We start from the raw sequence: 22,264 nt of genomic DNA on the forward strand, positions 1-22,264 counted from the left end.
TTTATTGCCGTATCATAGCCATAAAGGCTGTTAATTCTTTCGTATAGACTTTGATTACTAAAAGGTCAAATATCACCTTATCGTTACTCATATACTTAAAGCCAATAGCTGGATTAGCTATAGCAAGCCTATAAAGAAGATCGTTTATTAGGTTAGATTCATAAGTATCTTTCTTCAAGAATTTTTGTCTTGCTGGTATATTGTAGAATATATCTTCGACTATTATGGACGTACCTTTATTAGTGGATATATTCTCGATCCTTTTACTGCCGTTAAAAAAGCTTATCTTGGATCCAATCTCTTCGTCTTCAGTTTTACTTATAAGTGTAACATTGCTTATAGCCTTAATACTTGCTAGAGCCTCACCTCTAAATCCCATAGTGTGTATCTTATATAAATCATCAACATTCTCGATTTTGCTTGTAGAGTGCTTAATAAAGGCAAGATTAATGTCATCTCTGTTTATCCCAGTACCATTGTCTGTTACTGAAATTTTTCTTTTGCCGCCATCATATATCTTTATAATAATATTTGTAGCACCTGCATCTATTGAGTTTTCAACTAGTTCTTTGACTACTGAGACTGGTCTTTCTATAACCTCACCAGCAGCAATTTTTTCTACTGTTTCTTTTGATAGTACTTTTATCATCTAATCACCTAATTTTTTTGCTCTTTCAATTATCTTGTTTAGCTCGTTTAGAGCATCCATTGGAGTCATTGCATTTATGTTTATATCCTTGATTGAATCAATGTAAGACATATACTTGTATTCATCCAAGCTAATATTTGTTGTTTCTTTTTCTTTTTTTCTAACGCTAAGATCTTGGTATTCAAGCCTATCCATCATTTCTTGTGCGCTTGATATAACGTCGTCATTTATGCCGCTAAGCTTTGCAACATATATACCATAACTTTTATCTTGCGCTTCGTTTTTTATCTTTCTTAAGAATATAAGATCTTCACCATCTTCAAGTATATCCATAGATATTTGCTCAACATTCTTAAAATTTTCGGTCAAATGTGGTATTTCATGGTAATGAGTACTAAAGATGGTCTTAGCTTTTATCTTTTTAGATATATACTCAAGTATAGCAAAGGCTATCGACAAGCCATCATTTGTGCTCGTGCCTCTACCTACCTCATCTAGTACAATGAAGCTATCTTTTGTAGCAAACTTTAAAATCTCGTTTACCTCTTTCATCTCAACCATAAATGTTGAATTGCCTCGTGATATATCATCTGAAGCACCTATTCTTGTAAATATTCTATCAACTATCGGAAGTTTAGCTTCACTTGCTGGGACAAAAGATCCTATTTGATTTAGGTATAAAGCAATTGCTATCTGCCTCATATATGTCGATTTACCGCTCATATTTGGCCCTGTAATTACTTTTATATACTTATTAGTATCAAAGTATGCATCGTTCTCTATAAAGGCTGTATCTTTAAGATTTTCTCTATTACTGGATGTCTTGAATTTTAAGAACAAGAACATCTTCACTTATACTAGCTCTTACATATTTATTTTTCTAGCAATGTAGGCTAAATTCACAATAAAGTCAAGATAAGCAATCTTTTCACTTAATTTTTAATTCTATATAAGCTATCAAGTAATTTCTTTTTATTTCGCTAAATAGTTCCTTTTCTAAAGTTTCAAACTTATCTTTTGCTGTTAGTATCTCTGTTTCGAGTGTTTTAGCTCTTCAGTAACAAACCTTTCACTATTAACAAGTGTAGCTCGTTTAATAAAATAGTCTGGCACAAGGTTTAAATTCGATTTTGTAATCTCATAAAAATAACCAAGTATTTTATTGTATTTTATCTTAAGATTTTTAATCTTTGTATTCTTTCTGTCCTTATCTTCAAGAAGCAGAATTTCTTTTAGTGAATCATTTTGTAGGCTTCTGTACTTATCGAGCTCTTGGTTGTAGTTAAGCTTTATAATATATTCGCTATCTAATGACTCAATGGCGGTATCTATAAGTTTAATTATATCTTGTAAATCATAAAAGCAAAATTCTTTTAATATTTTCATCTTTAATTAAATTTAAAGCATTTACAGAGTATATAATGTAGTCTTTAAGCCTTAATATATCCTGCTTACTGACAGTATTTTCATTAACTCTATTAGATATTCTGTCTATATCTCTGATATTTTAAGATAGTTTCTTATGCCCGTCATCTCTATTTCATTTTATAAAAGTACTCGACTAAGTCTAATCTTTCGTTTATATCAGAACTGTTGATAAGAGGTTTAAGCATTGCATTCTTAAGATACCTTAAACCCATAGCTGTTCTTGTTTCATTTAAAATATCAAATAGGGTTTTAGAGTTATTATTATAAGATGAATCTATCTCTAGATTTAATCTAGTTTGATCGTCAAGAAGCATTGTTTTTCTCACTATCAATAGATTCAAACTTAAAGTGTTTTAAATCATTCTTTTGAGTATATTCTAGATATTCAATAAGGTAGTAAATTGCAATTACCTTTCTATACTCATGTTTATTTGAGCATAACTCATGCTTTTCTTTTAGAGAATTAATAATATCTTCAAGGTTTTATCAACATTATAAGTTTTAACATAATTTAATGATCTCTTATTTAGATAACTAAGAAGATTTTCAAAATCATTGTAATTTTGTTAATGAAGACTTCTGCGACATTATACTTAAATATGCTATCTATAATATCATAAATATTTCCTTTTAATGAATAATCATGTGCGTCTATATCTCCAGTTAAGTAATCACACTTAACAATTGACACACCTAAATCATCAATATAAAGATAAATTATATACTTATTAATCTCTTCTCCATTTGAAGAGGTGCCAGGAGTAACTATTTTAACAATGTCTCTTTTTACAAGCCCTTGAGCAAGCCTTGGGTCTTCAACTTGGTCAACTATAACAACTTTTTTGTTCATTTGACCAAGTTTATTGATATAAAGTCAACAGCCTTAGCTGGAACACCACACATTGGCGCCCTCTCATCAAGCCCACAGTCGCGGCCAGTTAATACTAGGTCAAGCATATTGCTTGCCTCTATTGCATCATCAAAAAACATTTCAAAGAAGTCACCAATCCTATACATAACTATAGCATCCTGATTCTTTTCTTTAAGTTCTACATACTCCCTCATCATAGGAGATAATTTGTCTTTATCTATCTTCAACTTTCTCACCATTCAAAGAAAATGATTTAACATCATTTATTTTACTTTAATAATATTTCCAATATCATCTTCACTAGCTTTAAAATTAACTAGTTTAAATTCTTCAGATCTTCCAGAATAGAAATTATCATCTTTTGATGATGTACCTTCCACAAGCACATTAAGCGTTTTACCTAAATACTTTTATTCTTTTCTAAACTAATATCATTTTGAACCTCAATAAGTTTTGTAGTCTAGAATTTTTACATCATCTGGAATTTGATCATTCATCTTAGCAGCTATAGTACCAGGTCTTGTCGAGTATATAAAAGTAAAAGCTTGATCATAGCCAACCTTTTCAATAAGGTCTATTGTATCATTAAAATCATCATCACTTTCTCCAGGAAAACCTACTATGATATCGGTAGATAAGGCTATATCTCTTTTAAGAGACTTAATAAGCTTTATATTCTCTAAATAATCTTCTCTAGTATATTTTCTATTCATAAGCTTAAGTATTCTATTAGATCCAGATTGTACAGGTATGTGTAAAATGGCATAAGTTTTCTACCCCATCAAAGCATATATAAGTTCTTTTGATATATCCTTAGGATGAGAAGTCATAAATCTAATTCTTTCTAGTCCATCTATCTTAGCAATTTTGTATATAAGCTCAGTAAATGATACTTTTGGGTTAAGCGTTTTACCATAAGAGTTAACATTTTGGCCAAGAAGAGTGACTTCCTTAACGCCACTATCAACAAGATATTTAATCTCAGATAAAATATCATTAACTTCTCTAGATATCTCTCGGCCTCTTGTGTATGGTACAATGCAATATGTACAAAAGTTATCGCAGCCATACATGATATTTACATAAGATTTGAACATAAACTTTCTGTTTTGTCCTATTTTTCTCTTGTTCTTAAGTTGATTTGATCAATATTTACAACTTGTTTCTTACTGTTTAAGTGCTCTTCTAATAAATCTTCTAAAATAGCTATAGAATTAGTTCCAAATATAATGTCTACATGTTTAAATTTTCTTCTAGAAATTGCCTAGATGAGTCAATTTCCATAACACAGCCACAAACCATTATAATCTTTTCTAAGTTTTTGCTTCCATTAAGTGTTTTAAATCGCCAAGATTGCCTAATAGTTTATTCTCTGCATTCTGTCTTACTGCACAAGTGTTAAATATAACAACGTCAGCACTTTCCATATCATCCACTTCAAGAAAACCTAGTTTTGATAGTATCCAACTTATAGACTCACTGTCACGCTCGTTCATTTGGCATCCATAGGTTCTTATCATAAAACTTGGCAATCTATTGTATTTGTTTTGATAATCAATAATATATTTTCGATACTTTTCAATATTTGTCTAACTCCTAACTAATTAAAGGCACGCCTAGGCGTGCCTTTAAAATCAATTATTATTGTTCTTCAGATTCAGAATTTTCTATTGCATTTTAAATAACGCACCCATATCTTCAGATAAATCTTCATCTTGTACAGGTAATTCTTTTGTCTTAGCTTCCTTTTCTTCTTCTACTACTTCAGCTTTTTCTTCTTCATGAACTTCTTCAGCTACTGGAGCTGCTTCTTCGTTTTCATGTTCTTCTTCTTGAACTGGTTCTTCAAGTCTTCTCTTAGATACGCTAACTTTCTTATCTTCATGAATTTCTGTAATCATTACTTCAAAGCGGTCGCCAACTTTTAATACATCTTTTGGATCATTAACTCTCTTATGAGAAATTTGTGATACGTGTAATAAAGCGTCAACGCCTTCCATGATTCTTACAAAAGCACCATATGATTCAATATTAACAACTTCTACTTCAACAACATCGCCTACATGATATTTTTCAGTAAATACTGACCATGGTTCAGGAACAGTTTGTTTTAAGCCTAGTGAAATTCTGTTCTTTTCTCTGTCAACAGATAAAACTTTAACTTCAATTTCTTCACCTTGTTTTAAAACTTCCTTAGGGTTTCTGATTCTACCCCATGTAAGGTCTGTTATATGAACTAAGCCGTCTACTCCACCTAGGTCGATGAAAGCACCATAATCAACGATTCTAGCTACAGTACCTTTGATTATTTCTCCTTCTTTAATCTTTTCCCAAGCTTCTTCTCTCTTCTTATCTAGTTCTTGCTTTTCAACAGCTTTTCTTGAGAATACTAATCTTCTCTTATTTATATCAACGTCAATAATAACAACGTTCAATTCTTGTCCAACATATTCTTCAAGATTTTCTTTATATCTAACTGATACTAGTGAAGCAGGTATAAATCCTTGAATTCCTTCGTAGCTAACGATTAAACCGCCCTTTGTAAGTGATTTAACTTTTACTTTAACTACTTCGTTTCTTTCTTTAACTTCTTCAATTTTGTCCCAAACTTCCATCTCTTTCAACTTCTTAGTTGATAGAACAACATTGCCTTCACCGTCATCAATCTTTACAACATAAACTTTGATTTTATCGCCTTGTTTGTAAAGATCTTTTGGATTAACATCTTCTTCAGCTAGGTCTTCTTTTTTAATAATACCATCGCTTCTAAAATTGATGTTTACACTAACATCGTTGTCAGTTACATAAAGAACTTCGCCTTCAATGATTTCTCCTCTTGAAATTCTCTTGAAAGAATCATCAATTGCTTTAATCATTTCATCTTTTTTTGTTTCTTTAGCATCCTCCTTTTTCATTGTTTCATCGTGGTTTAAATTTTCCATTACTTTAATAGCCTCCTTAATTATATCATCAGGCACAGAAGCACCTGCTGTAATACCAATTTTATAATCTGGTTTTATTAAACTCATGTCCAGCTCATGAATATTTTCAAGTAAGTATGTTTTAGGATTAATCTCTTTTGATATCTCATATAGCTTTTAGTATTAGAGCTAAAATTCGATCCAAAACTAAAACTAAATCAACTACTTTTGCAAGCTCTCTAATAGCACTTTGTCTATTCTCAGTAGCGTTACATATTGTGTTAAATACAAGTACATCATCATTATGCTTTTCAATATAACTTGCAATCTCATAAAACTTATTGTGTATAAATGTCGATTGAGCAAAGATAGCAAGATGATTTAAGCCTGTAATATTTTAGCATCATCTAATGTTTTAAGTATTTTAACATTAGATTTTGAACGAGATGCTATAGCTTTTACCTCTGGATGTTCCTTGTCACCAACTATAATTACATTATAACCTATATTTGAATATTTTCCACTAATTCATGAATTTTTCACTTTTATGCAAGTAGTATCGCAAATATTTTATTATTTTCTTCTAAAAACTTAGTGTTTTCAAGAGTTTCACCATGCGCTCTTATAATAACATTGTTTGAAAAATATTTTATAATTATCAACTTTTAAGACCTCGCTTAGAAAAATCATTTATTACAGTTTGATTGTGTATTAAATCTCCAACTATCTCGGCGTCTTTATTTAGTTGTAAAAATTATTTGCCTTCTTAACAGCTAATCTGACTCCTGAACAAAAGCCATAATACTTTGCTAAATATATTTTCATTATAAAGATAATATCCTTTTCATTAAGTTTTCTGAGAAGTCTCCTTCTAGTTTTCAAACTCATCAACATTTATGATTTCACAAAAGTTATTTTACCTTAGTAAAAGTTTGTAGTTTGTTTCAATATGGCATGGTACTATATCAGTTCCAGTTCTTTTAGCAATTAAGTGTATTCCTTCCTTTGCTTTTAGCAGTTCCATCTACATTTCTCGTACCTTCTGGAAAAATATCAAATTATTACCACTTTTAGAGTTCTCATAACATCTTTAATTGCTCTAATATCAGCTTTTCTCTATCAACTTTTATTGCATTAGAATTTACAAGCACAAATTTTATGAACGGGTTATCGTATAATTCTTTTTGGCAAAAAGCAACATTATGCCCTAGGTTCATGGCTAAAATACTGGATCCCAGTTTGATCTATGGTTACCTGCTAATATAAAATTGCTTTCTTGTTTCAAATTTTCTTTACCTATAATTTCAAATCTAAATAAGATTTTACATATTATAATCCCGATGAATCTAATTATTCTATACATTATTTATCACCATTTTATATGAAAGCATAAGCTCAACAGTCTCGTCAATATTCTTATCATCTGTATTAATTTCTATTGCATCAATTGCCTTTGCAAGCGGATCAATTTCTCTATGCGAGTCATAGTCATCCCTGCGGATAAGATCATTTTTATTTCATCAAAATTTACTTCTAGTCCTTTTCTATATACTCTTTATATCTTCTTTTAGCTCTCACGTCAGCAGAAGCTGTCAAGAAAATTTATAATTAGTATTCTTAAGCACAACTGTACCTATATCGCGACCGTCCATGATTACAGATGATTTTGAAGCAATTTCTCTTTGTAGATCTACAAGTCGTTTTCTTACATCTCTATACTGGCAAACATAAGAAACGTTTTTGTCTATTAGTTCATTTCTTATTTTATCATCAACACAAAGTCCATCAAGAAATATATGGTTTTCAAAATAATCTATCTTAGTTTCTTCTGCAAGAGCAACAACATCTTTTTCTGATTTTGGGTCTAGATTATTATTTAAGACCTTTAATGTTAAGGCTCTGTACATTGAGCCAGTATCCACATAGTTTATATTAAGTTTCTTAGCCAACAACTTTGCTATAGTACTCTTGCCGGCACTAGTAGGTCCATCTATTGCTATCTTTAAATTCTTTTCCATATATTTATCCTTTCTTAAGGCTTTTGTTTTGCCTAAATATATATCAGTTTTATTTATATCATCATCATAAAATACAGAGGTCCTTATAACACCTTGCATTTGGTCTTCTACATACATCTCATTTAAACATATTAGTGCTGCACTATTTAGGCCAATGTATCTTGCAGCTAGAGCTGGGTATGCCCTGTCTATATCTTGCGTTGCTGTAAATAGTATGCATCTAATTTTATTTAAGTCTAAATTATTTTCCCTTATAATTTCTTTTAATAAAATTATACTTTGATTAATTATTGAACTTGCTGTATTTTGAGCTCCAACCGCTCCTCTAATTACTACCATACAATCACCTACTCTATATTCATAGCTGCCTGATGCGCTGTTGAAAATGCAATCTGAAGATTATATCCGCCCGTCAAAGCGTCAACATCTAAGACTTCACCCACGATGTAGAGATTCTTTACTAGTTTTGATTCCATAGTCTTAGGGTCAATCTCTTTTACATTGACTCCGCCAGCAGTAATTATCGCTTCATCAATGCTCCTTAAAGACGCGTATTTAAGGTCAAAATGTTTTAGATTATTAACAATGGCCTCTCTTTCAATTTTAGTTATATCACAAGCTTTTTTATAGTAATCTAAATCTATTGATTTTAAAAATATATTTATTAGCTTCTTTGGAAGTAAATTTTCAAGCACCTTACCAATAGATTTAAGATGTTCCTCAGCAAATATGTGCAAGAGTTTATTATTAATTTGCTCATAGTTTAAAGCAGGTTTTAAATCTAAGAAAATCTTATATTCTTCGTCATTATCCATATATGAAGAAGCACTTAGGATTATTGGACCAGATATACCAAAGTGCGTAAATAGCATCTCTCCAAACTCTTTGAATATGAATTTATTCTTTTTATTTACTACACTTACTTGAACATTTCTTAGTGAAAGTCCCATAAGTTCCAATTTTTCATCTCTGTTTAAATTAGTATTCATAGCAACAAGCGATGCCTTAATCGGCTTTATACTATGACCAAACTGTTGGACTAGTCTATATCCATCACCATTAGATCCAGTCACCTTGTAACTCATGCCGCCGCATGCAATTACTAAGTTTCTCGAATAATTTATTGCAGAGTTACTTGTAATCTTAAAAAAATCATCTTCTTTAATAAGGTCTTTAACAGTAGTCTCACTTTTGAAGGTGATTTTCAAATCTTTTATAAGCTTTTTGAATAACTCAATGATTTCCATGGCATCGTCAGATACTGGAAATACACGGTTACCTCTTTCAACTTTAGTTTTACGTCATTATCATTAAAGAATTTGACAAGATCTGTAGCAGTGAAGTTATTTAATGAACTATACATAAATTTACTGTTATGAACAATATTTTTAAGTATATTTTCATTATCTGAAAATTACAAATATTGCATCTACCCTTTCCAGTTATCCTGAGTTTTCTACCTGGGAATTTATTTTTATCATACAGTATTACAGATTTACCTCGCTTTGCACAGTTAATAGCAGCAAAAGTCCTGCAGCACCAGCACCAACTATTGCTACATCATATACTTTATTCATTTATCTTCATAAGGATCAAAATCATATATCATAAGACTTATAAATCCTTTCCATTTCAGTTAGATAGTTTTGAGTTGAATCAAGATTCTTAAAACTTAAACCAGCTATAATGATATTTATCAGAGATAATGGTGCTACGAATGAATCTATAAATAGTATTATGTCATTTTGGCAATTAATACTAGGTCGCTATTCTTTGCAATAGTCGTATTTGTATTATCTGTAAGCGAGATTACTTTACTACCCTTTGATTTAGCATATTTTAGTATACTTACAGATTTCTTTGAATATCTTGGATAACTTATACAGAAGAATGTGTCCTCTTCATTCATGTGTAACATATTTTCATAAACTATGTCATCATCTGAGTTGATAATTATGGCGTCTTTACCCATTAGTTTTAGATAAAAGCAAAAGTAGTTAGCAAGAAAAGATGATGTTCTAAGACCTAGAACAAAAATTTTCTGCTTTTATTTAAGATATCTATCCCCTCAAATAATTTTCTTTATCTAGATCGTTTTTAGTCTCTTTACATCATGCATATCTGTTGTTAAACATGACTCTACTAACTCGTCCATAGTTGTTATTTGTCTTAACTTAATTCTGTCAATATTTGATAGACTGATTTTAGCAAGCTCATGAATATCATCTTTTAATTCCTTGTAACCATCATAGCCTAGAAGTGTAGCAAACCTAACTACTGTTGACTCACTAAGACCAAGCTCTAACGCCAATTTTGAGCTGTTTGAAATGTTGATTTGTGAAAATTATTAAGAATATATTCAGCAATCAACCTCTGGCCCTTGCTAAAGTTCATCTTGTTTTGTTCTATCCTATAGATTAAATTTTCTCCATCATTTTCACTCCTCTTCTCTAAAATATAAGTTTTACAAGGTTTATTTTCTGATTTATGAATTCTAATTTAAGAACATTATACTCTGTCTGATCTAATTTTTAGAAACTCGTTAATCGAATCATCTTCCAAGCTTCCTTCTTCGTGACCAGGATATGTAGTTATCATTACAATTGCTGCATAGTTAAGTTTATTTATAAGGCATTCTAAAGATTTAATAGTGCTTACCGATTTAGTGACAATACTTTTATTCGCTCTGGGTAAATAGCCCAAATTATATAGCAAAGTCAACTTTTCATTTATATCTGATAAATCATCATGACTTTTATTTAAGTATATACAGTTTTGTATGCATATGAATCCAAGAGAGCCTTTAGTGTTTCCAATTGCTTTCTTTTGAATATCATATAAATATATTTTGTTGTAATTTACAGCATTTTTAAAATTCTTAAACTATCATGCCCATTACCGCAAGTCATATCTACTAATATTTTTGTTTTTAAAATGAGCTTAATAGATAGTCAATAAAATGATTTGTGTTATCTAAATATTTGTACTTCATCTAAATGATTCAACTTCTTCTCTTGATAATCTTCTAAACTCTCCAACCTTTAAAGTGCCAAGCTCTATATCGCCTATCTTGACTCTCTTAAGCATTATGACTTTATATCCTAGTACTTTGAACATATTTCTAACTTGATGATTTCTGCCTTCGCATATTGAAATAGATACTAAAGCACTGTCATCATAAACGTTTAGAACCTTAACCAAACTTGGGGCTGTCTTTATACCATCTAGATACACGCCGCTCCTAAGTTTATTAAGATCATTTTGTTGGGTGCTTTATCAAGTTTAGCGATATATTCTTTTTATATTTCATTTTTGGATGCATTATACTATTAGACCACTGGCCATCATTAGTCAAAAGCAACAAACCAGTAGTGTTTGCATCAAGTCGCCCAACCGGATAAATTCTTTTTATCTTATAATCATACAAGTCCGAAATGATTTTCTTTGCATATTTATCTTTTAATGTTGTAACATAGCCTAAAGGTTTATTTAAGGCAATATATTTTTATCTTTATCGATACTTATTTGTTCGCCATTTAGCTTAACAATATCAGCCTGTGGATCAACAAAGCATGGCATCTTTTCAACAACTTTATTGTTAACTGTAACTCTCTTTTTCTATAAGTTCATCTGCTCTTCTACGAGAAACCTCTGCATTTTCAGCTATAAACTTATTTAATCTCACTTTCTCCATTATTTTGCCTTTCTATATTAACATCCATATTTAAATCTGGTAATTGTGACAAATCTTCTAATCCAAAACTTCTAAGAAAACTTCTGTTGTCCCGTAGAGTATTGGTTTACCAGGTGTATCGAGTCTTCCTACCTCTTCAATTAAACCTTTTCGATTAAGGTATTTATAGGTCCATCTGATTTAACTGATCTAATTTTTCTACTTCCATCTTTGTAACAGGTTGTTTATAAGCAATTATTGACAGCGTTTCTATAGAAGCATTGCTTAGATTGTTCTTTGGTTTTCATTTAGTAATTTTTACATAATCATAATAAATGTCTCTAGTTATTAATTGGTAGCTACTGTTCATCCTTATTATTTTAAGACCGTCATTTGTTTCATCTAATTCACATCTTAATTTTCTAATTCCTCTTGTGCTAAATCTAAATCGATGTCACAAACTTCACTTATTGCCTTTAAATCAAGAGGATCGCCCCATGCAAATAATAAAGACTTAATTATCTGTTTTAAATCACTCACGCTCATCACCCATGTACGTAAAATTTATATCTGAGAATGTAGATTCTTGTTCGTAGCTAATAATTTTGCTTTGTATTAATTCTAAAACACTTATAAACAATGTAATAACGTATGCTACGTCAACAATATCAGGTATAAACTCACTTAATTTTATTTTTGTTCTTTTAAATTTTTAACAATATCATGTGTTACCTTTTAACACTATATTTTTCCTTTTATGCTGCTTGGTTCTTGCTTCAAAACAGTTCTCTTATTCGTTAGCAAAGAAACTAAAACTTTTGATAAGTTTTCCAATTCAAAATTTAAATCAAAGTCTCTACATCATTTTCAAGTTCATCCATAGGTTTAAAACAAAATTGTTAGACTCTTCATACATTGAATTAAGATATAATGATACATCTTTAAATATCTTATATTCTAAAATATTTTACTTAGTTCAAGCCTTGGATCTTCTTCTACGTTGTCTTTCTCAACTGGTATGAGCATTTTGACTTTATTTCAAGAAGTCTTGATGCCATTAAAAGAAAGTCACTGCTCATCTCTACATCAATTTCATCAGAAGTATTGATATAATCAAGAAATTTTCAGTAATTTCGTTTATTGGTATATCAAAGATATCCATCTTCTCTTTATCTATTAACTCTAAGAGAACGTCAAAAGGACCCTTATAGTTACTTATCTCGACATTATACATTATACAATTCTTCCTATAAGATCAATCATAAAGGACACCATAGGTATCAATATTTTATCTAGAGCTCCGCTCATAATTAACAAAAGTATTAATATGTATCCATATCTTTCATACCTAATTAAATAATACTCATACTTAAGAGGTAAGAAAGAAAATAATAATTTAGATCCATCTAAAGGTGGTATTGGTATCAAGTTAAAGACTCCAAGTACTATATTGAACCAAAATATGTTCATTAATAATTCATAGAAAATTTATTAACATTGATATGCTTTATTAAAACAACTGATATAATAGCTAAAATAAAATTTACAGTCACCCCTGCTATTGATACAAAGAATGTTCCTACTTTTCTATTTCTAAAGTTGTTTGGATTTATCATAACTGGTTTTGCCCAGCCAAACTTAAATAAAATTAAGCATATAGTGCCTATAGGGTCTAGGTGGTGTAGTGGATTTAATGATAACCTTCCATCGTTTTTAGCGGTTTCATCTCCACATAAATACGCTGCAAAACCATGAGCCATTTCATGAGGTATTATGGCAACTAGAACAGCTATGGACCTAATAATAAATTCTTGAAATTTTAAATTGCTAAGCATTATTTAAGCACCTCTAAAATATGTTTTCTTTTACAGATTTATTTGTAAAGACAATTGACTTTTGAAGCCTTTTGATTTGTTCTTTTGTTAAAGATTTGTTAGAAGATATTGTGAATAACAAGTCACCCTTAGTTATTTTGTCACCAATATTTCTTTCGTTTATTAGGCCTACAGTGTAATCAATTTTATCATCTTTTTAAGTCTGCCAGCACCTAATTCATTTAACATCATAGCGATATTTTTAAGCATATAGTGGTCAATGAAGCCATCATCGTTAGCTAATATTTCAGTTTTATATCTAGCTTTAGCAAATTTATTTGTATTTTAATGTAAGATGTATCTCCACCTTGATTGTGTACAAATTTTAAAACATTTCAAAAGCTGAGCCATTGTCTAAAACATCCATTATTTTACGTTCTACTTCTGTATACTCAAGTTCATCTAAATTTGTCAAGAGTTCAAAACTACATGCTTTATTTCTTCATATAAGTCATCATACAATTTATAATTTCCCTTTAAAAGTCGCATACTTCAATTATTTCTAAGTTGTTTCCGACTCTCTTTCCCAAAGGTTTGTTCATAGATGTAATAATGCATGTTGTATTTCTTTGAAAAGCTTTTGAAATTGCAAGCATAGCTCTAGACAACTCTCTAGCTCTATCGATATCTTCCATAAATGCTCCGCTGCCACATTTAACATCTATAACTAAAGAGTCACTTCTAAACTAAATTTTTACTTAAAATTGAAGATGCTATCAATGGAATCGAGTCAACACTTGCACATACATCTCTAAGAGCATATAATATTTTATCAGCTTTAGCAATGCTTTCAGATTGACTTACTATAAAAAATCCTAAATCCTTAGCTGTCTTTTCAATCCATTCATCACTATGATTAACTTCAAATCCTGGTATTGATTCTAGTTTATCTAGAGTGCCACCAGTAAAACCTAGGCTTCTGCCACTCATTTTTAAAAATTTGTAGCCCATAGATGCGAGTATAGGTCCTAGAATTAAACTAAGTTTATCCCCAACTCCTCCAGTCGAGTGTTTATCTAAAATATATGAGTCAATACCTTTAAAGTCTATATAGTCACCATTTTCAATTATAGCCTTAGTTAAATAATATGCCTCTTCATCGTTTAATCCATTTAAAAAGATGGCCATAAGTAAACTTGATGCTTGATAATCAGCAATTGATTCGTCCAATATACCCTTTATGAAGTAGTTAATGTCGTCTTTATTTAATACTTTTTTATCTCTTTTCTTTTCTATAATATTAATTACGTTCATTTTTAATTTTTAAATAATCATATGCATAATTAATTGCAATTATAGAGCTTGCATTTTGCACTTCTCCATATAGGACTTTCTTTTTCAAATCTTCAATCTCAACCTCTTCTAACTCTAAAAACTCACCATCATCAAGATGTTGTTCAGTTTTTATTAAGTCTTCCGCAAGGAAAAGATCAATCTTTTCATCAGAATATCCTGGAGATGTATAAAATTCCATAATATACTTAGGGTTTTTGCATAGATATCCTGTTTCTTCTTCTAATTCTCTTGTTGCAGCTTGTATAGGTGTTTCTTGTACCTCCACTAAGCCTGCAGGCACTTCTAGAAGAGTTTTATCAACAGCTTTTCTATACTGTCTTACCATTAATAATTTAGTTCCTTTAATCGCAATTATTACAACTGCTGCTTTGTGTTCTATAATTTCTCTTTTAGAATATTTTTTATTTGGCATTTCAATTGTATCAACGCGTAGGCTTAATATTTTGCCTTGATAAATTTTTCGCTTTTTAATGTTTTTCCGGTTCAATATGTTCCATTCTAATCCTCACTTTTTAATAATTCTTTTGCATTTTCTATTGCTATATCACTTATTTTACCTGAACTTAAAAGTCTTGACAGTTCAAGAACTCTTCCCTCGTAGTCAAGCTTTTTGATATGACTAATTGTAGCTACATTGTTATTGTCTTTTTCAACTAGATAATGTTCTTTTGCCTTTGCTAATATTTGCGGCAAGTGTGATATTGATATTATCTGATATTTTTAGACAGCTCTCAATTTGTTTGCAAGACAAGTTGCTGTATAACCACTTAGTCCTGCGTCTATCTCATCAAATATAATTGTATCTATATTATCAAAGCCGGCTCCTAAATTTTTATAGCAAGCATAAGTCTTGACATTTCACCACCAGATATTATTTCACTAATAGGTTTTACAGATTGACCTTTATTAGCACTCATCAATATCTCAACTTCATCGTAGCCATTGTCTTTCATATTTTGTTTCTTATCTACAGAAATTTCAACTTGAATATTATTCATATTCAATGTTTTAATTCGTTTTCGAGCATTTTGAAATCTTTGTCGCAAAGATCTTTCTCTTAATGCTTAGCTCATCTGCTTTAGCATCATATAATTTTTATCTTCTATTAAGCTCTTTTCTAAAGCTTCTCTTTCTTTTCTATATTCTTTATCTCTTTAAGTTTTTATCTAGGTTCTCTATATGCATTTATTTCTGCAATAGTATTGCCATATTTATATTTTATTTTATTTATCTCATCAAGCCTTTTATTTAATTCATAAAGTCTTTCTTGATCATAATCAATACTTTCCGAAAATACTTTATTTCTTGGTTTATATCTTTTATTAATTCTTGGTAATCTAATAACTTTTCATACCATAGATTAGCATCTTTTGAATACTCTTTTAAATCATCAACAAAATTGTTTGCGTCAGATAGCATTGAATCAATACTATAATTGTCACTATCCCTAAGTATTTGATTTATCATGTATGAAGTTTTTGATGTCTTCACTTGAATTCAGTCTTTTGATTTCTGCTTCTAGCTCAATATCCTCGTTGTCTAAAATTTCAGCTTCATCGATTTCGTTCTTTTGAAATTCGATAAAATCTATTTGATTATCAATTTCTTTTGATTACTTGGAAGATTCTTTAATCGTTTATTAGTTTTATCAATTTTATTATATAAATCAATAATTTCGGATAGTAAATTTTATAATCATTATTACCAAAATAATCTAGTATATGGATATGTTCGTTCTTGTCTAACAATGTGAACTGTTCCTTTTGTCCTAAAATATTAATGCTTATATTGCTAATATCATTTAATTCTTTAAGAGTTAAACTAAGATTGTTAAGATAGTTCATACTAGCTTTGTCTCTATATTACTCTCTTTAATATAAGTGGATTCTTTAAATTTGAATTTAATATAGTGTTAATTCTACTTAGTTTATCCTTATCAATATTAATATGAGCTTCAATTGTTGATGAATCTTTGCCATCTCTTATTTGGTTCTTACTAGCTTTTGCACCAAGAACTACAGATAAAGCATCAACTATTATAGATTTACCGCTACCTGTTTCACCTGATATTGCAGAAAACCATCATCAAAATCTAATTCCAATGAATCAATTATAGCAAAATCTTTAATATATAATTTATTAAGCATATACTCACCTACTCAAGGACTCCCTTACTAAACTAATTATATCTATCTTATCATTTACTTTGCATCTTCTAAATAAAGCGAGGTATTCTACATTACCACCACCGCCTTCTATTGGCGATTTGCATATATCATTTAGGTACATGCCTTTATTTTTAAAACATAGAACAATTTTATTTATTGCATTTATATGTAAATCTACGTCATTAAATATGCCGTTTTCCTTTTTCTTGCCAGACTCGAATTGTGGCTTTATTAAAACTACAAGACTAGAATCTTCACGTAAAATAGAATTAAATGCATCTACTAATAATGTAATTGAAATAAAGCTAAGATCTGATGTAATTATATCAAATTTATGCTCAAATGTATCTTTGCCTATATTCCTGGCATCAAAAGATTCATAAGATATAACCTTGCTATTTCCCCTTATTGATGGATGAAGTTGATCTTTACCGACATCTATTGCGTAAACCAATTGTGCTCCACATTTTATTAAAACATCTGTAAAGCCTCCAGTTGATGCGCCTATATCTATACACACCTTATCCTTAATTTCTAGTTTAAATACATCTATAGCTTTAATCAGTTTAAGTGCACCTCTAGAAACATACTTTTGGATGTCATTATCAGAGTTTATTTTAACAATATCTTTTTCATCGACGTCATAGCTTGGAGAATCAATAATTTTGTCATTCACTTGAACAAAACCACCATTAATTAACTTTTTAGCCTTAGTTCTGCTATCAATATTATTTAGTTTGCTTATATAAATATCTAATCTCATACTAGTTTTTCTTCTTAAATATGTTCTTAAATTTTAGGATTATCTTAGAAATAAAGAAAATAATTTCTCTATATTTATTTATTGCGAGACCTTTGCCTAATGATTTGCCGCCTACTGTGAATCCTGCAACACTCGCTGTTATTAGCGTTCCAATTAAAGCAATGTTTATATCATTAAATTTGTCATATATTTTACTAAGCAAGCTTGCACCCAGTGCTCCAGATATAATTCCGGCCATATCACCAACAACATCATTACAAAAACTAGAAACTTTATCTGCATTTTTTATTAAATCTATTGCTACCTTGCCTTCCTGAATACGGTTAGCTGCCATAGAGTGAAATAATTTTTGCTCTGCACTAGTTACACTTACTCCTACAATATCGAACAATATACCAATTAGTATAACGGAAAGCAGTAATATAACGCCAACAAAGATATTAACGTCTTTAAGCAAATGGTCTAATAAATAACTTAAAGCAACGGACATCATAAATGTAAAGATTGTAATAAGCAATGTCCACTTATAATCAGTCTTTACAGCTTGACGTTTCTTATTTTTTTCAACCTTATTTATACTTTTCTCTTTATATTTATTCTTAAGCATTAATTTACTCCTAATATAATATGCGCCTACTATATATTACCTTATTTTATGATATTAAAAACAAGTACTTACAATAAAAGCTGATAGTTACCTATCAGCTATAGTGGCAACTAAAAAAGTAAATCTTACGGCTTAGGTCCAGTTGGTTTTCCCTTACTAAGGCTATATGTCACCAATCATAGCGGTTTCCCATTAATTTAGTAATTATACTGTTGCCAAATATAATACTGGATTGCCACTTAGTCCGCACTGTAATCCCTTTTTAGTCATCTTACGATTTAGTCTAGAAGTTTTCCCAAACAGTATTTTATATCCTTAGCCTCTTTTGCAACTTAGGTTTCGATAACTTTTCTTATTGTCCTCTGGCCACAAGTTCAATAAAAAGACCTTATCATCCGCACTAGATCACTCAAGGCAAGCTACGCTATTTATAAAAAATAGGTTTACACAAGATAAATCTTATGCCTCCGCGACAGCAGGGTCAACGCCTACATGCCGTTGTAGATTGCCCCATCTGTCTTACTCTCAAAGAATGCCCATGACTGGGCGTCACAAGCACAAATCAAGAACTTCATCGATACGCTCTTTGGCGGATTTTTAGCCCCGCCTTCATGATATAGAATACTGACTAGAATACTACACCACTAAGTTGATTATACTATAGATGCTATGTTTTGTCAATTAAAATAAGCTTATCTGATTGGTGTCGTGCATATCTTTGAAGAAATTTATAGACTTCAAATATGTTATTACAGTATTGTTAACTTGAGTCCTCTTTTGAAAGTCTTCAATAGAATTAAATTCTCCTATCTCTCTTTCTCTAATAATATTATTTGCAGGATCTTTACCAAGCCCAGCTATGACTGTAAATGGCGGTATAACCTCTCCATTAATAACAGTAAACTTTGTAGCTAGCGACTTATCTAAATCTATAGATGACATAGTTATATTTCTAAGTTGCATCTCTTTAACTACTTCCGCTAACGACAATAGGTCACCATCTTTTTTCTTTATTTGGGGACTTTGAGATATTTCTTTTATTAGATTGTCCAAGTTTTCAATCTTATATACCAAAGCATCATAATCAAAATCGTTAATTTTTTGTGTAAAATATGTTGCATAGAAGGCAGCTGGATAGTAAACTTTATACCATGCAAGTCTATAGCTCATCATGACATAAGCAGCTGCGTGAGCCTTAGGGAATAGATATGATATCTTATGGCAACTATCAAGGTACCACTCAGGTAATGGATACTTCTTAATCTCGTCTTCATAGTTTACTATAATTGTTTCATTATCGACAACTTTCTTTTGTATTAATGGTTTGCCTTTTCTAACGAATTCCATAATCTTAAATGCTGTTGACTTATCCATGCCTGCATCAATAAGTTGGTTCATAATGTCATCTCTTGTTGATATAACTTCTGACATTGGTACATTCATTTCATTAACTAGCTTTTCAGCGTTGCTGTTCCATACGTTTGTTCCATGCGAAAGACCACTTATTCTTACAAGGTCAGAAAATGTTTTAGGCTTAGTATCTTTAAGCATGCCTCTAACAAAGTTTGTTCCGAATTCAGGTATAGCAATAGTGCCTACACCGTATTTTAGATCATCTTTATCGACTCCAAGAGCTTCTGTTGATGAGAATAATGATAATACTTTTTCATCATCAAATGGTATTTCTTCAATCTTAGTGTTTGTTAAGTCTTCTAAGTTTTTAATGATGTTTGGAACATCATGACCAAGTAAGTCTAGTTTTAATATTTTACCGCTTATTGAATGATAGTCGAAATGCGTTGTAATTATATCTGTTTGCATATCATCTGCAGGTTTTTGAATTGGAGTAAAATCTAGTATACTCTTGTTCTTAGGAACAACCATTACCCCACCAGCATGTTGACCTGTTGTTCTCTTTGAGCCTTTTATTCTCTTACTTAAGAACATTGCGTGTAAATATGAGATGCTTTTATTCTTTTTTTCTAGATAATCTAATATACATGCTGCAGCAGTTTTGTCAGCAAGCGTACCAATAGTTCCTGCTCTGAATACAAAGTTTTCGCCAAATATTTTTTCTGTATTTTTGTGTGCTGTTAGTTGATAATCTCCAGCAAAGTTTAAATCTATATCAGGTTCTTTATCGCCATGGAAGCCAAGGAATACCTCAAATGGTATTTTTTGTCCATCTCTGTTCATTTCATGTGAGCAAATAGGACAATTTTTACGTGGTAGGTCAAAGCCTGAGTCATACTTTGGATCATCTATAAACTCGCTGTGCTTACAATTTGGACATACGTAATGAGGTATAAGTGGATTTACTTCAGTTATATCACTCATAGTCGCAGCAAATGATGAGCCAACAGAACCTCTAGATCCAACAACATAACCATCTGCGTTTGATTGCAAGATAAGTTTTCTTGCTATTATATATAAAACTGCGTAACCGTTACCAATAATTGAATCAAGTTCTTTATCTAGTCTTTTCTTAACTATATCAGGAAGCGGATCTCCATATATGCTTGTAGCTTTGTTGTAGCAACAGTCCCTCAAGTCCTTATCTGAGTTTTCAATAAATGGTGGGAATGTATCCTTAGGTATAGGCCTAATGTTTTCAAACTCTTCAGCAAATTTTACAGTATTATCCACTACAATTTCTTTCGCTTCTTCTTTGCTTAAATATGGAAAATTATTCAATAGCTCTTTTGTAGTTTTAAAATAATGATCAGTATTGTTGCATTCTTTTCTATTACCAACGAAGTTTTTCTATTGAATACTAAAATGATCTATAAACATTGTCCTTTTGATCAATATAATACACATCTCCATTAGCTAATACAGGGATGTTTAATTCTTTTGCAGTATCGTATAATCTTCTATTAATGTTTTTTATTGCATCTATCTCGTGAACGCTTTCATCTTCCACTAAATATAGATATTGATCCATTGGCTGAAGCTCTATAAAATCGTAGAACTTCATCATTTCTTTAAGTTTTTCGTCCTCTTCACATCTAAGTAGTGCATTGTATATCGCACCACTGTAAGAGCCACTTCCAACTAATAAACCTTCTTTATTGTCCTCCAACTGACTTTTATAAACTATAGGTTGTCTATAGTAATTATCAATGTGTGAAAGAGATATAAGCCTATAAAGATTCTTAAGGCCAGTTAAATTTTTGCAAACATAGATACTTTATGAACATTATAGTAGTTTTTAGACTTAATCTTTGACAAAGCATCAAGGTCAATGCAGTTTTGTTCTTTTAATAAATCTAATAGCTTTAGAAAGACAAAACCTGTAGCTGTAGCATCATCTATAGCTCTGTGATGATTTTCAAGATTTATGTTGAACATAGATGTAAGTACATCTAGCTTGTGCTTCTTTAAATCAGGCAATAAGTATCTTGATAGTTCTAGTGTATCTATATATTCGTAATCAAAATGAATTCCCATCCTGTGCATAGAACTTTTGATAAATGATATATCGAATTCTGCATTGTGTGCAACTAAAACAGAATCCTTACAAAAATCCATAAATTTATCCAAAATATTATCAAAGGATGGACATCCAGCAACTGTTGCATCATCAATCGTTGTTAATTCCGTAATCCTATATGGAATATGAAAACCGGGATCTGTAAATTCAGAGAAATTATCAATGACCTTACCATCTTGTATCTTTACAGCACCCATCTCTATGATTCTGTCGTCAATAGGTGAAAAACCTGTTGTTTCCACGTCGAAAACGACAAATGTATTCTTATTGTCTCCCTTATAATTATTAACTAGTGATCTTGTGTCATCAAATAGATTAGCCTCAACTCCATATATAGGTTTAATTCCAGTTTCAATGGCGGCATCCATAATCTCAGGATAGCTTTGAACGACGTTTTTATCCATAAAACCGATGGATTCATATCCTCTTCTCTTAGCTTCATTGAAATATTCTTTTGCAGAAATAAAACCTTCTTGACTCGACATCTTTGTATGCAAACCTAT

Annotated in this window: 36 protein-coding genes and 3 pseudogenes; all 39 read right to left on the reverse strand. The window is 30.7% G+C overall.

Annotation, left to right across the window (positions count from 1 at the left end):
- Position 1: 1 nt before the first annotated feature.
- The 39 genes and pseudogenes from mutL to KO172_RS06325 all read right to left on the reverse strand — a co-directional run bounded on the left by mutL (position 2) and on the right by KO172_RS06325 (position 22,246).
- Positions 2 to 649, reverse strand: coding sequence for a DNA mismatch repair endonuclease MutL (gene mutL, locus KO172_RS06180; protein WP_215492627.1), 648 nt, complete (start codon positions 647 to 649; stop codon positions 2 to 4).
- Complete coding sequence (locus KO172_RS06185; RefSeq protein WP_251320176.1) at positions 650 to 1,495, reverse strand: MutS-related protein; 846 nt, start codon at positions 1,493 to 1,495, stop codon at positions 650 to 652.
- Positions 1,496 to 1,672: 177 nt separating this feature from the next.
- The gene (locus KO172_RS06190; protein WP_215492629.1) at positions 1,673 to 2,035 is read right to left on the reverse strand and encodes a hypothetical protein; all 363 of its coding nucleotides are present in this window, start codon (positions 2,033 to 2,035) and stop codon (positions 1,673 to 1,675) included.
- Between the two features lie 149 nt (positions 2,036 to 2,184).
- A complete protein-coding gene (locus KO172_RS06195) occupies positions 2,185 to 2,391 on the reverse strand; it encodes a hypothetical protein (RefSeq protein WP_215492630.1) in 207 nt (68 codons plus the stop codon).
- A gap of 212 nt (positions 2,392 to 2,603) precedes the next feature.
- Positions 2,604 to 3,187: pseudogene (locus KO172_RS08150) on the reverse strand (MutS N-terminal domain-containing protein).
- Between the two features lie 24 nt (positions 3,188 to 3,211).
- The gene (locus KO172_RS06210; protein WP_309557677.1) at positions 3,212 to 3,334 is read right to left on the reverse strand and encodes a hypothetical protein; all 123 of its coding nucleotides are present in this window, start codon (positions 3,332 to 3,334) and stop codon (positions 3,212 to 3,214) included.
- Between the two features lie 57 nt (positions 3,335 to 3,391).
- Positions 3,392 to 4,045, reverse strand: a pseudogene (locus tag KO172_RS06215) (MiaB/RimO family radical SAM methylthiotransferase).
- A gap of 216 nt (positions 4,046 to 4,261) precedes the next feature.
- Entirely contained in the window at positions 4,262 to 4,444 is a 183-nt protein-coding gene (locus KO172_RS06220) for a hypothetical protein (RefSeq protein WP_251320132.1), read from the reverse strand.
- A 171-nt stretch (positions 4,445 to 4,615) separates the two neighbouring features.
- Positions 4,616 to 6,034 carry a 30S ribosomal protein S1 gene (rpsA, locus tag KO172_RS06225; RefSeq protein ID WP_309557796.1) on the reverse strand — a complete coding sequence of 473 codons (1,419 nt, stop codon included), beginning with the start codon at positions 6,032 to 6,034 and terminating at the stop codon, positions 4,616 to 4,618.
- 1 nt (position 6,035) lies between these two features.
- A complete protein-coding gene (locus KO172_RS08155; protein WP_215493432.1) occupies positions 6,036 to 6,263 on the reverse strand; it encodes a hypothetical protein in 228 nt (75 codons plus the stop codon).
- Entirely contained in the window at positions 6,251 to 6,397 is a 147-nt protein-coding gene (locus KO172_RS08160; protein ID WP_215493434.1) for a hypothetical protein, read from the reverse strand. The genes KO172_RS08155 and KO172_RS08160 overlap by 13 nt, the downstream gene beginning before the upstream one ends.
- 691 nt (positions 6,398 to 7,088) lie before the next feature.
- Positions 7,089 to 7,232, reverse strand: coding sequence for a 1-acyl-sn-glycerol-3-phosphate acyltransferase (locus KO172_RS08165; protein WP_215492632.1), 144 nt, complete (start codon positions 7,230 to 7,232; stop codon positions 7,089 to 7,091).
- Positions 7,225 to 8,226 (reverse strand): annotated as a pseudogene (gene cmk, locus KO172_RS06230) ((d)CMP kinase). Before cmk ends, KO172_RS08165 begins: the two are co-directional and overlap by 8 nt.
- 8 nt (positions 8,227 to 8,234) lie before the next feature.
- Complete coding sequence (locus KO172_RS06235; RefSeq protein WP_251320133.1) at positions 8,235 to 9,134, reverse strand: BaiN/RdsA family NAD(P)/FAD-dependent oxidoreductase; 900 nt, start codon at positions 9,132 to 9,134, stop codon at positions 8,235 to 8,237.
- Between the two features lie 488 nt (positions 9,135 to 9,622).
- Entirely contained in the window at positions 9,623 to 9,925 is a 303-nt protein-coding gene (locus tag KO172_RS06240; protein WP_215493442.1) for a MurR/RpiR family transcriptional regulator, read from the reverse strand.
- A gap of 48 nt (positions 9,926 to 9,973) precedes the next feature.
- The gene (locus KO172_RS06245) at positions 9,974 to 10,198 is read right to left on the reverse strand and encodes a MurR/RpiR family transcriptional regulator (protein ID WP_215492633.1); all 225 of its coding nucleotides are present in this window, start codon (positions 10,196 to 10,198) and stop codon (positions 9,974 to 9,976) included.
- 197 nt (positions 10,199 to 10,395) lie between these two features.
- On the reverse strand, positions 10,396 to 10,734 hold the full coding sequence (locus KO172_RS06250; RefSeq protein ID WP_215493444.1) for an MnmM family RNA methyltransferase: 339 nt from the start codon (positions 10,732 to 10,734) through the stop codon (positions 10,396 to 10,398).
- Between the two features lie 141 nt (positions 10,735 to 10,875).
- The gene (locus KO172_RS06255; RefSeq protein WP_215492634.1) at positions 10,876 to 11,121 is read right to left on the reverse strand and encodes a pseudouridine synthase domain-containing protein; all 246 of its coding nucleotides are present in this window, start codon (positions 11,119 to 11,121) and stop codon (positions 10,876 to 10,878) included.
- 22 nt (positions 11,122 to 11,143) lie between these two features.
- Positions 11,144 to 11,386 (reverse strand): pseudouridine synthase, encoded by a 243-nt coding sequence (locus KO172_RS08170; protein WP_215493446.1) that lies wholly within the window; start codon positions 11,384 to 11,386, stop codon positions 11,144 to 11,146.
- 252 nt (positions 11,387 to 11,638) lie between these two features.
- Positions 11,639 to 11,761 carry an SMC-Scp complex subunit ScpB gene (locus tag KO172_RS08175; RefSeq protein ID WP_215493448.1) on the reverse strand — a complete coding sequence of 41 codons (123 nt, stop codon included), beginning with the start codon at positions 11,759 to 11,761 and terminating at the stop codon, positions 11,639 to 11,641.
- Entirely contained in the window at positions 11,745 to 11,834 is a 90-nt protein-coding gene (locus KO172_RS08180) for an SMC-Scp complex subunit ScpB (protein ID WP_215493450.1), read from the reverse strand. Before KO172_RS08180 ends, KO172_RS08175 begins: the two co-directional genes overlap by 17 nt.
- Before the next feature lie 140 nt (positions 11,835 to 11,974).
- Positions 11,975 to 12,100, reverse strand: a complete 126-nt coding sequence (locus tag KO172_RS06260; protein ID WP_309557679.1) for a hypothetical protein — start codon at positions 12,098 to 12,100, stop codon at positions 11,975 to 11,977.
- On the reverse strand, positions 12,093 to 12,254 hold the full coding sequence (locus KO172_RS08185; protein WP_215493452.1) for a segregation/condensation protein A: 162 nt from the start codon (positions 12,252 to 12,254) through the stop codon (positions 12,093 to 12,095). The genes KO172_RS06260 and KO172_RS08185 overlap by 8 nt, the downstream gene beginning before the upstream one ends.
- Before the next feature lie 301 nt (positions 12,255 to 12,555).
- A complete protein-coding gene (locus tag KO172_RS08190; protein WP_374047648.1) occupies positions 12,556 to 12,639 on the reverse strand; it encodes a hypothetical protein in 84 nt (27 codons plus the stop codon).
- A 154-nt stretch (positions 12,640 to 12,793) separates the two neighbouring features.
- Positions 12,794 to 13,030 carry a site-2 protease family protein gene (locus KO172_RS06265; protein ID WP_251320134.1) on the reverse strand — a complete coding sequence of 79 codons (237 nt, stop codon included), beginning with the start codon at positions 13,028 to 13,030 and terminating at the stop codon, positions 12,794 to 12,796.
- On the reverse strand, positions 13,030 to 13,395 hold the full coding sequence (locus KO172_RS06270) for a site-2 protease family protein (protein ID WP_251320135.1): 366 nt from the start codon (positions 13,393 to 13,395) through the stop codon (positions 13,030 to 13,032). The genes KO172_RS06265 and KO172_RS06270 overlap by 1 nt, the downstream gene beginning before the upstream one ends.
- Positions 13,396 to 13,408: 13 nt before the next feature.
- A complete protein-coding gene (locus KO172_RS08195) occupies positions 13,409 to 13,579 on the reverse strand; it encodes a hypothetical protein (protein WP_215493456.1) in 171 nt (56 codons plus the stop codon).
- Positions 13,580 to 13,910: 331 nt separating this feature from the next.
- Positions 13,911 to 14,069 carry a hypothetical protein gene (locus KO172_RS06275; RefSeq protein ID WP_215492635.1) on the reverse strand — a complete coding sequence of 53 codons (159 nt, stop codon included), beginning with the start codon at positions 14,067 to 14,069 and terminating at the stop codon, positions 13,911 to 13,913.
- 46 nt (positions 14,070 to 14,115) lie between these two features.
- Entirely contained in the window at positions 14,116 to 14,688 is a 573-nt protein-coding gene (locus KO172_RS06280) for a hypothetical protein (RefSeq protein WP_215492636.1), read from the reverse strand.
- Positions 14,675 to 15,217 carry an NUDIX hydrolase gene (locus tag KO172_RS06285; RefSeq protein ID WP_251320136.1) on the reverse strand — a complete coding sequence of 181 codons (543 nt, stop codon included), beginning with the start codon at positions 15,215 to 15,217 and terminating at the stop codon, positions 14,675 to 14,677. The genes KO172_RS06280 and KO172_RS06285 overlap by 14 nt, the downstream gene beginning before the upstream one ends.
- 11 nt (positions 15,218 to 15,228) lie before the next feature.
- Positions 15,229 to 15,423 (reverse strand): hypothetical protein, encoded by a 195-nt coding sequence (locus KO172_RS06290; protein ID WP_215492637.1) that lies wholly within the window; start codon positions 15,421 to 15,423, stop codon positions 15,229 to 15,231.
- Positions 15,424 to 15,554: 131 nt separating this feature from the next.
- Positions 15,555 to 15,728, reverse strand: coding sequence for a hypothetical protein (locus KO172_RS06295; protein ID WP_215492638.1), 174 nt, complete (start codon positions 15,726 to 15,728; stop codon positions 15,555 to 15,557).
- A 250-nt stretch (positions 15,729 to 15,978) separates the two neighbouring features.
- Positions 15,979 to 16,149, reverse strand: a complete 171-nt coding sequence (locus KO172_RS06300) for a hypothetical protein (protein WP_215492639.1) — start codon at positions 16,147 to 16,149, stop codon at positions 15,979 to 15,981.
- Between the two features lie 438 nt (positions 16,150 to 16,587).
- The gene (locus KO172_RS08200) at positions 16,588 to 16,800 is read right to left on the reverse strand and encodes an AAA family ATPase (RefSeq protein WP_215493460.1); all 213 of its coding nucleotides are present in this window, start codon (positions 16,798 to 16,800) and stop codon (positions 16,588 to 16,590) included.
- Positions 16,801 to 16,881: 81 nt separating this feature from the next.
- On the reverse strand, positions 16,882 to 17,661 hold the full coding sequence (locus KO172_RS06305) for a TlyA family RNA methyltransferase (RefSeq protein ID WP_215492640.1): 780 nt from the start codon (positions 17,659 to 17,661) through the stop codon (positions 16,882 to 16,884).
- 1 nt (position 17,662) lies between these two features.
- Entirely contained in the window at positions 17,663 to 18,268 is a 606-nt protein-coding gene (locus KO172_RS06310) for a hypothetical protein (protein WP_215492641.1), read from the reverse strand.
- Between the two features lie 681 nt (positions 18,269 to 18,949).
- Positions 18,950 to 20,962 (reverse strand): PolC-type DNA polymerase III, encoded by a 2,013-nt coding sequence (locus KO172_RS06315; protein WP_251320137.1) that lies wholly within the window; start codon positions 20,960 to 20,962, stop codon positions 18,950 to 18,952.
- A gap of 79 nt (positions 20,963 to 21,041) precedes the next feature.
- Positions 21,042 to 21,455, reverse strand: coding sequence for a PHP domain-containing protein (locus KO172_RS06320; protein ID WP_215493462.1), 414 nt, complete (start codon positions 21,453 to 21,455; stop codon positions 21,042 to 21,044).
- Positions 21,434 to 22,246, reverse strand: a complete 813-nt coding sequence (locus KO172_RS06325; protein ID WP_215492642.1) for an exonuclease domain-containing protein — start codon at positions 22,244 to 22,246, stop codon at positions 21,434 to 21,436. Before KO172_RS06325 ends, KO172_RS06320 begins: the two co-directional genes overlap by 22 nt.
- Between the last annotated feature and the right edge of the window lie 18 nt (positions 22,247 to 22,264).

This window comes from Fenollaria sporofastidiosus, assembly GCF_943169635.2.
In the GTDB taxonomy this organism is placed as follows: Bacteria; Bacillota; Clostridia; order Tissierellales; family Peptoniphilaceae; genus Fenollaria; species Fenollaria sporofastidiosus.